Annotated in this window: 11 protein-coding genes; 1 reads left to right on the forward strand and 10 read right to left on the reverse strand. The window is 46.9% G+C overall.

The window, feature by feature from the left end:
* Positions 1-225 precede the first annotated feature (225 nt).
* The 9 genes from B0681_RS02310 to B0681_RS02350 all read right to left on the reverse strand — a co-directional run bounded on the left by B0681_RS02310 (position 226) and on the right by B0681_RS02350 (position 9,010).
* Positions 226-1,182 carry a hypothetical protein gene (locus tag B0681_RS02310; RefSeq protein WP_228143833.1) on the reverse strand — a complete coding sequence of 319 codons (957 nt, stop codon included), beginning with the start codon at positions 1,180-1,182 and terminating at the stop codon, positions 226-228.
* Between the two features lie 178 nt (positions 1,183-1,360).
* On the reverse strand, positions 1,361-2,542 hold the full coding sequence (locus tag B0681_RS02315; RefSeq protein ID WP_078317115.1) for an acetyl-CoA C-acetyltransferase: 1,182 nt from the start codon (positions 2,540-2,542) through the stop codon (positions 1,361-1,363).
* Between the two features lie 30 nt (positions 2,543-2,572).
* Entirely contained in the window at positions 2,573-3,202 is a 630-nt protein-coding gene (locus B0681_RS02320) for a 3-oxoacid CoA-transferase subunit B (RefSeq protein WP_078317116.1), read from the reverse strand.
* Between the two features lie 39 nt (positions 3,203-3,241).
* Positions 3,242-3,940, reverse strand: coding sequence for a CoA transferase subunit A (locus tag B0681_RS02325; protein WP_078317117.1), 699 nt, complete (start codon positions 3,938-3,940; stop codon positions 3,242-3,244).
* Between the two features lie 204 nt (positions 3,941-4,144).
* Positions 4,145-5,470, reverse strand: a complete 1,326-nt coding sequence (locus tag B0681_RS02330; RefSeq protein ID WP_078317118.1) for a TRAP transporter large permease — start codon at positions 5,468-5,470, stop codon at positions 4,145-4,147.
* 18 nt (positions 5,471-5,488) lie between these two features.
* Complete coding sequence (locus B0681_RS02335; protein ID WP_078317119.1) at positions 5,489-6,025, reverse strand: TRAP transporter small permease; 537 nt, start codon at positions 6,023-6,025, stop codon at positions 5,489-5,491.
* Positions 6,026-6,080: 55 nt separating this feature from the next.
* Positions 6,081-7,166 (reverse strand): TRAP transporter substrate-binding protein, encoded by a 1,086-nt coding sequence (locus tag B0681_RS02340; RefSeq protein WP_211271488.1) that lies wholly within the window; start codon positions 7,164-7,166, stop codon positions 6,081-6,083.
* 252 nt (positions 7,167-7,418) lie between these two features.
* On the reverse strand, positions 7,419-8,417 hold the full coding sequence (locus tag B0681_RS02345) for a fumarylacetoacetate hydrolase family protein (RefSeq protein WP_078317120.1): 999 nt from the start codon (positions 8,415-8,417) through the stop codon (positions 7,419-7,421).
* Between the two features lie 47 nt (positions 8,418-8,464).
* Positions 8,465-9,010 (reverse strand): VOC family protein, encoded by a 546-nt coding sequence (locus tag B0681_RS02350; RefSeq protein ID WP_078317121.1) that lies wholly within the window; start codon positions 9,008-9,010, stop codon positions 8,465-8,467.
* Positions 9,011-9,179: 169 nt separating this feature from the next.
* Here B0681_RS02350 and B0681_RS02355 point away from each other — a divergent pair, with 169 nt between their 5' ends.
* Complete coding sequence (locus B0681_RS02355) at positions 9,180-10,091, forward strand: LysR family transcriptional regulator (protein WP_078317122.1); 912 nt, start codon at positions 9,180-9,182, stop codon at positions 10,089-10,091.
* Positions 10,092-10,206: 115 nt separating this feature from the next.
* Here the strand turns inward: B0681_RS02355 and B0681_RS02360 are convergent, their stop codons facing one another.
* On the reverse strand, positions 10,207-12,999 hold the full coding sequence (locus tag B0681_RS02360; RefSeq protein ID WP_078317123.1) for a LysM peptidoglycan-binding domain-containing protein: 2,793 nt from the start codon (positions 12,997-12,999) through the stop codon (positions 10,207-10,209).
* Positions 13,000-13,162 lie beyond the last annotated feature (163 nt).

Below are 13,162 nucleotides of genomic sequence, written 5' to 3' on the forward strand. Positions count from 1 at the left end.
ATATGTCTAATCTTAGTTGATAGATTCTTAGGCTTGCCAATATGGCAAATTGATAAGGCGGCAGTTGATTAAAATAATCGGGCAAAAGCTGTTAAGTCTGATTGCTTATACTTCGCATAATGTATATTATGTTAAATGATATGAAATGCACCATAACTTCATATTCTATTTTGTAAGTGATTGAAAAATATAGAAAATAATTTGAACCATGATTTCTTGATTTATCTATGCGCTCTTTGCTTTGATTAATTGATTTGATGTTATATTTGGGCGTGAGTCTGTGTAACCGCACACCCAATCCATCTGACAAAACTGGTTAGAGTTTATAGCCCATGGGCTAAAATCAAATCTGGCATATTCTTCACCTGTTTGAGAAAAGACATGTAAAAAATATTCATCTAGCATTGTTTGCGGATTGCTGATTTCATAAATGCTATTAATGAAATCACCATCTTTTACCCAAAAAACACGGTGGTCGTAATGGTAACACATGAGTATTAAATCATATTCTTTTGGATCTTCATCTGGCTTACGGCAATCTATCATCACCCTTAGATTGGGAAAACCCTTTGTTCTGTATTTTTCTTGTTTTTCAATGTCTTCAATTTCAATATCAATAAAGGCATAGGGTATTTTTTGCACCAAACTTTCAATTGCTTGCTTGGCTTTTTTGCGTGAATTGGATAGGTAAATATCAAATGACTTCCAGCAACTGTAAGGATCGCCAATTAACATTGTTCCATCTTGAATAAATCTAAAATCCTCCGACAGCAACACACCACCAAATGCTTTTAACCAACCATCTTTTAAATAGATTGGTAGCCAATCATAATAATCCCTGCGTGGGTCAGTTAAAAAGTAAATTCTTTGGTTTAGTTCAAAAAATGTTGATAAAGATAATTCAAGCTCTGTTAATTGATACCAATAAACCGCTAGTTGGCAATTTAATTGAAAATTATTTAAATATTGATAGGTTTTTGGATAATAGGCTTGTAATGATAATATGGATTTGTGAATATCCAGTTCTAACCGTTTGATTTGATCATCATAAATCCACTCATATTCGCTATTATTGATATAATCAATTTCTTTCTGCTTCATATTAGAAGCGGAATTTGCAACATACTCAACAATTTTATTTGACATATCTTGCTCAAGCTTGTTCTTTGTATAAATAGCCATAGTCTATTCCAATGATGTGATGCAATGTTTATAAACTTCCTTGTGGGGTTTGTCAATAGCACTTTGAATGTTTTGATATGTCTTTTACAGTGCATTTCTAAATCATCAACAATAACAAAAGCATCTTGAAAATTAATTCAAGATGCCAAGATGCTTTTGAGTTATAGTTTACAGACAATCAAGCTCGCTCAATCGCCATCGCAAGCCCCATACCGCCACCGACGCACAAGGTAGCGACGCCTTTGGATTTGCCACTGCGGATCAGCTCATGCACAAGCGTAACCAGAATACGGCAGCCAGATGCACCGATCGGATGGCCGATGGCGATCGCACCACCATTAACATTCACTCGTTCAGCTGGCAGATTCAGCTCTTTGGCGACGCCCAGTGCTTGAGCAGCAAAGGCTTCATTGGCCTCAAACAGATCGACGTCATCGACCTGCCAGCCTGCCTTGTCCAGTACCGATTTGACTGCTGATACAGGACCCAAGCCCATCACTTCAGGCTCGATGCCTGTGGCTGAGTATGAGACGATTTTTGCCAATATTGGCAGTCCAAGTGCTTCGGCTCGGCTTTGTGTCATCAGCATCACTGCTGCTGCGCCATCATTGATGCCTGATGCGTTGCCTGCGGTGACAGTGCCGTCTTTTTTGAATGCGGCACGGAGTTTGCCAAGACCGTCTAGGCTTGTGTTTGGCTTAATGTACTCATCACGATTGACGATGATGGCATCACCCTTTTTCTGCGGTACGGATACAGCACTGATTTCATTGATAAATTTACCATCAGCAGCAGCCTTGGCAGCTTTTTGTTGGGATGAGAGTGCAAATTCATCTTGGGTGCTGCGATCAATGCCATATCTCTCAGCGATGTTTTCGGCGGTGATGCCCATGTGATAGCCATGATACACATCGGTCAAGCCATCTGCGACCATGCTGTCGGTCAGACTGCCGTTGCCCATCTTGATGCCGTCACGCAGATGGATGAAATGCGGACTTTGGCTCATGGATTCTTGGCCACCTGCAATGACGATGTCGCTATCACCGCATAGGATGGCTTGCACGCCCATTTGTACGGCTTTTAGGCCGGAGCCGCAGACGACATTGACGGTGGTGGCAGGCGTTTGGACTGGTAGTCCTGCAAAGATGGCAGCTTGGCGAGCAGGATTCTGCCCCACGCCAGTGGTCAAGACATTACCCATAATCACTTCACTCACTGCATCAGGACTAATGCCTGTGTCAGCAAGTAAGTCGCTAATCACAGCCGAGCCAAGCTTGGGCGCAGGCACGCTGGATAATGACCCTAAAAATGAACCTACTGCCGTTCGTTTGGCAGCGACGATGACGACTGCATCAGTCATGGTATCTCCTTATGATTAATTTTCCTAAATTTATTGTGTTATTTTTACGCCAGTTTTGCTTTGTAATTCATCAAAACTTACGCCATCGGCAAGCTCAACAAGCTTTAGACCATCAGCGGTCACATCCAGCACAGCAAGATCGGTGATGATACGGTGTACAACTTTTTGACCAGTCAATGGCAAATCACAGTTTGGCTTGATCTTAAATGAGCCGTCTTTGGCGGTATGCTCCATCAGCACGATGACTCGTTGTACCCCTGCGACCAAGTCCATCGCCCCTCCCATGCCTTTGACCATTTTGCCAGGGATCATCCAGTTTGCCAAATCGCCCTGCTCACTGACTTCCATCGCCCCCAAGATAGCCAAATTCACCTTGCCACCACGAATCATGCCAAAGGACTGACTGCTGCTAAAGAAACTGGCACCAGTCTGCGCGGTGACAGTCTGCTTACCAGCGTTAATCAAATCAGCATCCAGATTCTCTTCGGTGGGGAATGCACCGATGCCAAGCAGACCATTTTCGGACTGTAGCATGACATTGACGCCATCGGGGATGTAGTTTGCGACCAATGTCGGCAATCCAATGCCAAGATTGACATAAAAACCGTCTTGTAATTCTGCGGCGGCACGCTGTGCCATCTGTTCACGAGTCCAAGCCATGAGTTACTCCTTATTCTTTAATATTATTTATGATGTCAATTATGATTTTGAAATGGTACGTTGTTCGATGCGTTTTTCGGGGTTGTTATTGACCACGATACGATGCACATAGATGCCTGGCAGATGGATGCTGTCAGGGTCAATCTCACCCGTCTCGACGAGTTCTTCGACTTCAACGACGGTGATTTTGCCTGCGGTGGCGACATCGGGGTTGAAGTTGCGTGCGGTTTTGCGAAACACCAGATTGCCTGCCTTATCCGCCTTGTACGCCTTGACGAGCGCCACATCGGCGGTGAGTGAGCGCTCCATCACATATGCTTCACCGTCAAATTCACGCACTTCTTTGCCTTCAGCGACTTGGGTGCCGACCCCAGTTTTGGTAAAAAAAGCTGGAATGCCTGCACCACCTGCTCGTAGTTTTTCTGCCAAGGTGCCTTGTGGTGTGAGTTCAACTTCCAATTCCCCTGATAAAAACTGGCGTTCAAATTCTTTGTTTTCGCCAACATACGAGGCGATCATTTTTTTGATTTGGCGAGTTTGTAAGAGTAGTCCCAAGCCAAAATCGTCCACGCCAGCGTTGTTGCTAATACAGGTCAAACCAGTCACGCCACTATCACGCAAGGCAGCGATTAAGCTTTCGGGGATGCCGCACAGTCCAAAGCCGCCGACGGCAATGGTTTGATGATCTGCGACGATATCGGCAAGTGCTGCCTGTGCTGATGGATAAACTTTACTCATAATCATTCCTTAGGTTGAGTTGATATTAAGGTTAGATAAAAAAATGCTGTGCAGATGAGCGACCTTATATGGCAGTTTATTTCTTTATACCTATCATTAAATTGTTAAGTTATTAGTACAAATATGCAATAGTATTACATAAATCATGATGGTTTTGAAGCTAATTTTATTCATCATAGACTCAAAACCATCGCCCTACTGCCATCACCCATTCAGGACATGAACCAGCCACAGTGCCATCGATGGCATAAATACCAGTGCCACGATGCGGATCAAATCCGAACATAAAAATGGCAGCACACCTTTATAAGTTTCTTTCATCGAGACATTTTTTGCCATGCTGTTGATGATGAAGATATTCATGCCTACAGGCGGTGTGATCAAGCCGATCTCGACGACCATCAAGGCAAGTACACCAAACCAAATCGCCTTATCTGTCGGATCCAGTCCCCAAAAATCCATACCCATGATGATAGGAAAAAACACAGGAATCGTCAAGAGAATCATCGATAGGCTATCCATCACGCAGCCTAGCACGATATAGATGATGATCATCGCAAGTAGCACGGTTAGCGGTGACAGACCACTATCAATCACCCATTCAGCCAAACTAATCGGCATCTGTGATAGTGCAAAAAATGCGTTCAATACATCAGCACCAAGTAAGATTAGAAAAATCATCGCCGTCGATGCAGCAGTGTCATACAGCGCATTCATCAGACCCGACCAAGTCATTTCTTTGGTCACAAAGGCTAGGATACCGACAGCAACCGTACCGATGGCAGCAGCTTCCGTTGGGGTGAATAGACCGCCATAGATACCGCCGATGACCAATACAAATACCGCAATCACAGGCCATACACCTTTTAATAGCGTGATGCGATCGCTCCAGCTCATGCGCGGCATCGCAGGACCGCTATTCGGCACGATGCGTACATAGATGGCGATGGCAAGCATGTAGCCCAGCATGGCGATGATGCCAGGGATCAGTGATGCCATAAACATTGCTGAGACATTTTGTTCGGTCAAGACAGCATAGATCACCAGTACCACCGATGGGGGAATCAAGATCCCTAGCGTGCCGCCTGCTGCCAGAGCGCCCGTTGCCAGTGCATCTGAATAATTGGCTCGCTTAAGTTCAGGCAATGCCACTTGACCCATCGTCGCTGCAGTCGCCAATGACGATCCACAAATTGCACCAAAGCCAGCACAGGCACCGACAGCACTGATGGCAGCACCGCCACGATAATGCCCCAAAAACGCATTGGCAGATTGGAATAGTCGCTTGGATAAGCCACCACGAGAAGCGATATTGCCCATCAACAAAAATAGTGGCACGACAGATAAGTCATAGACCGAAAAACGAGCAAATGGCATGCCTTTTAGGTAGCTTAATAGCGGATACCAGCCTGCGATCATCACATAGCCTGTGACGCCAGCCATCAGCATGGCAATACCAATATGAATACGAAAAACCAATAACAAGATGGTAAAAGCACCCATCCCAAGTCCGATAATCATTGGATCCATAATTTCCATCCTTAGTTATTATTTGGCATAGCCATCATAGTTTTTGATAAATTGCCAAGCGGTGTACAAAGCCGTCAAAGCCAATAAGAAAAATCCTGGTGCGATGGTGATGTGAGCAATCCACTCTGGCATTCCCAAAATCATCGTCGTCGTGCCATGCTTGATGGCATCAACAGCACCAAAATAACTGCGCCACATCAATAACAGTGCAAATAATGCTAATAATACTGCCGCAAAAATATCAAACACGCGGCGCAGACTTTTTGGTGCCTTTAGGGTAAAAAAGTCCACGATGACATGTGCTTTTTTCATCTGACCATATGGCAAAAATGCCGCAATCGCCCAAGAGCAGCCAAGCTGTACCAGCTCCACATCACCTTTGATGGGCGTGGCAAATAACGCACGGCCGATGACGCTTGCGGTGGCGATTAAACAAATTAAGACCAACACCACCACACCACCAAAGGCAGACAGCTTGGACCACGCCATCAAAAATCTGCCGATGGCGTCCTGTGGTGTGTCATCTTGTACTTGTGTTTCAAAAAATTCGGCCATAGTCACCTCTCATCCTGATCTTGTCTTTTTTTGACAAATTCCATCATTATTTAATTTAGTTGGTTGTCGCTACTGCATCTTTAGCTTGTTTGGCTTCAGCGATCAACTCTTTTGCTCGATTGACGATGGCTTGACCATCATAGCCTTTGGCGTTCATCTCAGCGATCCAGTCAGCTTCAACTTGCTTGGCAGCTTCTTGGATGCGTGCCACTTCATCAGATGCGATCTGATTGATCGGATTGCCATTATCCTCGATTTTTTGGCGTGCGGTGGTGATTTGTTCATCCCAAGTGCGACCAAGCTGTTGTGAGAAATTGGCGCCCGTGTTGTCATCGATGATTTTTTTGAGCTTAGGCGGCAGTGCTTCGTATTTATATTTATTCATGGAAATGGTGAATAGCGCACTGTACAGCACAGGATCTGGAGCGTTGATTTCGCTGGCATAGCGAGCAACTTCTTGTAATTTTAAAGTTGGAATCACCTCCCAGGGCAGCACCACGCCATCGACAACACCCTTAGATGTCGCATCGGTCAAAGCTGGCATTGGAATACTGACTGGAGTTGCGCCCAGTGCCTCGACCATCTTGTTGGTCAATCGAGTCGGTGCACGCAGTTTTAGTCCTTTAAAATCTTCAATCTTGGTGATCGGACGGCGGTTATTTAAAATTTGTCCACGATCGTGCACATTAAATGCCAATGGCTTGACCATTGCAAATTCTTCTTGGGCAAATTCTTGATAAATCTGCCATGCCACACGGCTGCTGTATTCACCGTCGATGGTCATAAATGGTAGCTCCATCACTTCCATGATCGGAAAGCGACCTGGTGTATAGCCTGGCAGTGTAAAGACGATGTCAGCGATGCCATCTTGAGCCAGATCCATTAGCTGTGCAGGCGTGCCACCCAGCTGCATCGCAGGGTAGAACTGACAGGTCATCTGTCCACCAGACTGCTCGGTGATGGTGGCACACCATGGCTCAAGTACTTTCTTTTGGCTCATGGCTGTCGCTGGCCAAAAATGCGCCACACGCAATACCACTCGTTCGTTTTCGCCGATCGGTGATGGTTTTGGCAGTCTGTCTTCGGTGCAGGCTGCCAAGATCATGACGCCCATAATCATCGATAGTGTTTTTAGCTTCATGCTACTCTCCCAATCCAATGCCTTACTTGGCACCCATATAATTTGAATCGATGTGCTTATTAAACTTGTTTTGACAAAAAAATAACAGTGGTATTTTCTGATTTATTTATATAAATTCATGATAAATTCATCGGATGATTGACTGTACAATGATGGCGTGTTGTGATCTATTTAAGTCATTGATTATAAAAATAAAAATTGACCATCAAAGCTATGATGGTCAATATTATGTTTAATGAATGCTATGGATGGTCAAATTGCCTTGACGGTATTCTCAATCGTGCCAAAGATGTTATTACCTGCTTTGTCAAACATCTCCACACGCACCACATCACCATCAGTCATAAATGGGGTTTGTGGTTTGCCCTCGATGGCTTCGTACATACGAAGTTCGGCCAGACAGCAGTAGCCAACCCCGCCATGCTCGACGCTTGAACCCCATAGGCTGTCTTGCTTATTTGAGACTGTGCCTGAGCCGATGATGGTGCCGGCGGCTAGGTTGCGAGTTTTGGCGGCATGAGCGACGAGCTGACCAAAGCTAAAAGTCATATCCGTGCCAGCATTTGGGCGACCAAATAGGTTGTCATTTAGATGCACGACCAATGGCAGGTGCAATTTGGCGTCATCTGACCAATCTTCTAGCTCATCAGGGGTGACCGCCACAGGGCTAAATGCTGATGCAGGCTTACTTTGGAAAAAGCCAAAGCCTTTGGCAAGCTCTGCTGGAATCAGGTTTCGTAGCGAGACATCATTGACCAGCATCACTAGGCGAATCTGCTTAGCTGCTTCTTCAGGTGTGCTACCTAGTGCGACTTTACCAGTCACGACGGTGACTTCCGCCTCCATGTCGATGCCCCATGCTTCTTTGGCGATGATCTCATCTCGTGGGCCGATGAAGCTGTCTGAGCCGCCTTGATACATGAGTGGATCTTCATAAAAAGACGCAGGCACTTCTGAATTACGAGCCTTACGCACCAGCTCCACATGGTTTAGGTAAGCTGAGCCGTCCGCCCATTGATAGGCGCGTGGTAGTGGTGAGTGGCAAGCAGTTTGGTCGAATGCTACGCCGTCTTTGCCATCATTAAGCTCTTGATAAACAGCTTGTAGTTTTGGAGCGACTTCATCCCAGTTATCTAGGGCGTTCTGTAGTGTCGGTGCGATGTCAGCGACTTCACGGCAGATGCTCAAATCACGGCTGACAACAACCAAAGTACCATCCAGACCGCCTTTTTTTAGAGTTGCTAATTTCATTTGATATTTCCTTATTGTTAATTAAATTAAATGATGATTGAGGCAAATCACACTTCTGGTGGCTCAGTGCCATCATGTACCCAGCGTGCGTGCTGTGGGGCTTTTTTGGTGACTGCCCATTCGTTGAGCATATCCCATTTGACTTTATCGAGTGCCTTTGCCATCTTGTCAGTAGTGACATCACAAGCAAGCTCGATGCGGTGGCCATTTGGATCAAAGCAATAAATCGACTGAAACAGCGTATGATTCACTGGGCCTAGCACATCGACACCGCCTGCGATTAGGCGTTCTTTAGTGGCAAGCAGCGTATCCATATCCTTGACTTTGAGCGCCAAGTGCTGCGTCCATAGCGGTGTGTTCTCATCACGCCCCATTTCAGGCTTGGTTGGCAGCTCAAAAAACGCCAAAATATTACCGCCGCCCACATCCAAAAAGATGTGCATATACGGATCAGGTTCACCGGTTGATGGTACTTTGTCTTCGGCGATGGCGAGTACAAAGCCCATATCCAGATGTTTTTGGTACCATTCGACGGTTTCTTTGGCATCTTTACAGCGATAAGCCACATGATGCACGCCTTGGGTGATTGTCATATCTTTACTCCTTGATATTAAGTTGTGCCATCTTGGTAAGCGAAAAATGCACCTGCATTGATCTTGGTATCATTTCACCAAAAAACAGCGCAAAGGTAAAACGGGATTTTCTTGATTATTTATCGATATTTATGATAAGTTATGCATAATTCAATTCTGAGTGGTTATTATGAACCTAAATAACATTACATTGCGCCAGCTCCGCGCCTTTAAGGCGGTGGCAGAGATGGGCAGTTTTACAAAGGCGGCAGAGAGCCTACATCTGACACAGTCGGCATTGAGCGGCTTGATTAAGGACTTTGAGGGTACGCTATCACTGCGTCTATTTGATCGGACGACGCGTAAGCTAACCTTATCGGTGGCAGGTCAGCACATCTACCCCATGGCGACCAAGATTTTGTATGATGTTGAAAATATGACCACCGAAGTGAGCAGACTAAAGGCGCTCGAAAGCGGCGTGGTGAATGTCGCTGTCAGTCAGCAGCTAGCGGCGTCGATTTTGCCCAAGGTGATCGCAGAGTTTGTCGCCTCTTATCCCAATATCAAAGTATCAATGAAAGATTGCTCAGTCGATGCGGTCATCGATGCGGTGGCGTCAAGCGAGGTGGATTTTGGGATAGCGCCTGCTCGTAACATCGCCGATAGCTTGTCATCGGAGTTGTTGTTTGATTTGCCATTTTATGTGGTGATGCCGCCGACACATCCTTTGTGTCAGCGTGAAAGTGTCGAATGGAAGGATCTAAAGCATGAGCCGCTAATCACGATGGCTGGGATGTTTTCTGAAGTGCTAAGTGCTGATTTGCCAAGTGATGAGGCAGCGATGATCAAAAATGCCGCTTATCAGGTGAATTTTTTGACGACGGCATTTAGTATGGTCAGCCAAGGTCTGGGGCTGACGATATGTCTGCCCTATTCTCGCACCCGAGTCGCCCAAAATGGTCTTGAAATGCGAGCGCTTTCATCACCACGCATCACCCGAGCATCCTATCTGTATCGCTTGCGTGGTCGCACACTATCTGATGCGGCGCATAAGTTTTATGTTGTGCTGTGCCAGCATCTTCAAAGCCATGATTATACCTAAGGCAACCCGTAGAGATGCGCTGACGCTGCATACTTGGTCATTTGGCTTGAATGCACCACTGATTTGCACCTATACAATAAAAACCCCATACTTAGATGGGGTTTTTATTTTGCTATTATTTATTCGGCACGGTGAGGACTTGGCCGATACGCAAATTGGCATTTGGTTCTAGATTGTTCATCTTGGCAAGCTCATCTGTGCTGATGCCAAATCGACGCGCCAATGAGATGAGGCCATCGCCTGATTTAACAGTGTAGGTGGTAGTGAGCTTTGGTACTTTGATGACTTGTCCGATGCGTAGATTGGCATTGCTAGCCAAGTTATTTGCAGCGGCCAAATCAGCGATACTTACCCCAAAGCGATTCGCCAGTTGAGTCAAGCTCTCCCCTGATTTGACCGTATAATTCTCGGTCGCACCCAAATTAGCATTGCTTTGAGAGCTGCTGCGTGGACTGCTCTGAGTGGGCGTACTAGCACTGGTCGTCACCGCTTGTGCGCCATTAGGCAGTTTTAGGGTTTGGCCGATGAAGACGCCATCGGTGACTGACAGATCATTTTCTGCTGCTAGGGCTTGTAAAGTGACATTGTATTTACGAGCGATGGCAGTTAGGCTCTCACCTGCTTGTACTTTATGTGTGGCTGTACTGCTTGAGCTACTTTGGCGAGCAGGTGTGCTTGGCTGAGTTTGTCTGGCAGGTTGAGGCGTGACTTTGCCAGCAACCAGCCACAGTTTTTGACCAACACGGATATGTGCATCATTGGCAAGGTTATTATAGCTTGCTAATTGACCAACGCTAAGTCCATTGGCCGCCGCCACAGAAGTTAGGCTATCGCCAGCGCGGACGGTGTAGCTTTCAGGTTTTGGTGTGGGTTTGGGGGTGGTACTGGCACTGGTTGTCACCGCTTGTGCGCCATTAGGCAGTTTTAGGGTTTGGCCGATGAAGACGCCATCGGTGACTGACAGATCATTTTCAGCTGCTAGGGCTTGTAAAGTGACATTGTATTTGCGAGCGATGGCAGTTAGGCTCTCACCTGCTTGTACTTTATGTGTGGCTGTACTGCTTGAGCTACTTTGGCGAGCAGGTGTGCTTGGCTGAGTTTGTCTGGCAGGTTGAGGCGTGACTTTGCCAGCAACCAGCCACAGTTTTTGACCAACACGGATATGTGCATCATTGGCAAGGTTATTATAGCTTGCTAATTGACCAACGCTAAGTCCATTGGCCGCCGCCACAGAAGTTAGGCTATCGCCAGCACGGACGGTGTAGCTTTCAGGTTTTGGTGTGGGTTTGGGGGTTGGCTGCGGCTGCGGACGCGGCGTTTGTGCTTGAACTGGTTCAGGCGCTGTGGTTGGTGTGACAGGCGTGGCAGGCGCCGATACAGGCGAGACGGGCTCAGTAACCACTGGCGCAGGTTCAGGCAAAGTTTGTACCACCGTCGGCTGGGCAGTGGTTGCAGGCGCTGGATTTCTGGCAGGTGCGCCAGCAAAGCTTAATGTCTTGGTCTCACCGCGCGCATCTAACACTGACTGACTGGTCTGAACCGCATTGAGCTGAATATTACCATCGTTTGGGTTGATGGCTTGGACAGGCTCAGGCGTGCTTGAACGAATCTGTTGGACGATCAAATCTTTTTCGGCAGCTGATAGCGGCGGTTCTTGAACGATGGTACCTGCTGGTGTGACTTGTGCGATGGTTGTCGGCAGTGTGTTGGTGGCGATCAGCTCTTGTTGCGAGCTGTTATTGGCGGCTGCGCCAGATTTTGGCACCACATAACTGATGCTCTGCGCAGGCGCTGTGGCGATGTAATCACCACCAAAGCCATAGCCTTTAAGCGCGGATAGCTGAGCATCCATTTGGCTTGGCAGACTGTCTGGAATCACGATACGGTTAGGCCCGATCTCATCGACAGTTTGATTTAATAAAGCTGGATTTAGCAAACGCAGCTCATCGACCGCCACGCCTGTAATCGACGCCACCTCAGATAGATTGACACCATAATTGACCGGCACAGTACGAAAATGGTTGTGGTTGGCGATGGCAGGCAAATGGATGCCATAGCTGTTTGGCGCCTTGACAATCTGTGCAACCGCCAAAAATCTTGGCACATAATTCATCGTCTCTGTCGGCAATTTTAATGACCAATAATCGGTCGGCAAGCCTTGCTCTTGATTGGCACGAATGGCACGCGATACACGCCCAGGCCCTGCATTATATGCAGCCAATGCCAGCTCCCACGAGCCAAATTGGTTATACAGGCTGGTCAAAAAATCATAAGCAGCGCGCGTGGATTCAATGACATCACGGCGACCATCATAGCTGGCGCTTTGGTTTAGGCCATAGATGCGACCCGTGCTTGGAATGAACTGCCACAGACCTGCAGCAGCGGCATTACTGGTGGCAGATGGATCGTATGAGCTTTCGATGATCGGCAGCAGCGCAAGCTCCGATGGGATGCCGCGGCGTTCAGCTTCAGCCACCGTATGATGCAGATAGCGAGACGCGCGAGCAGTTAAGCGATCCAGATAACTTTGACGGGTATAAAACCAAGATTTTTGTGCTTCGATGCGGGCATTGGTAATGTCATTCATCCGATAGCCGCGGCGGATGCGATCCCATAAGTTACCATAACGCTGAATGGCCAATTCATCACCCTCCACCATGCTCATGTCAGTGGCTTGTAGCAAATTTTCTAAGGTGTCTAGCATCTCGGCATTGAGCACGCCAATTCCCGTGCCGCCTTGCTGAACAGTCACAGGCTGCGGCGCTGTACGCGTCGGCTGACTGCTTGGTTTGGTGCTGGTGCCTGTACTGCTACAAGCGACAAGAATCACAGAAGATATGGCAAGACTCAACGGCTTTAACATTCGATTGGCGGTCAAATTGGTGGAGGCGATGGTGGATTTGGTCATTGTCATATCCTTTTATGGTATGGCTGTGATGAATCTAAAAATCAAGCAATCACAAAAATTTCAAGGTGTCAGCCTAATTGGCGTGGCATAAACTACTAATAATGCCTTATTTTGCACTATTTATCAACCGTTTGGGTAAAATTCGACCCAAAAAATTACCGCC

Source organism: Moraxella porci DSM 25326 (assembly GCF_002014855.1).
GTDB classification, from domain to species: Bacteria; Pseudomonadota; Gammaproteobacteria; order Pseudomonadales; family Moraxellaceae; genus Moraxella; species Moraxella porci.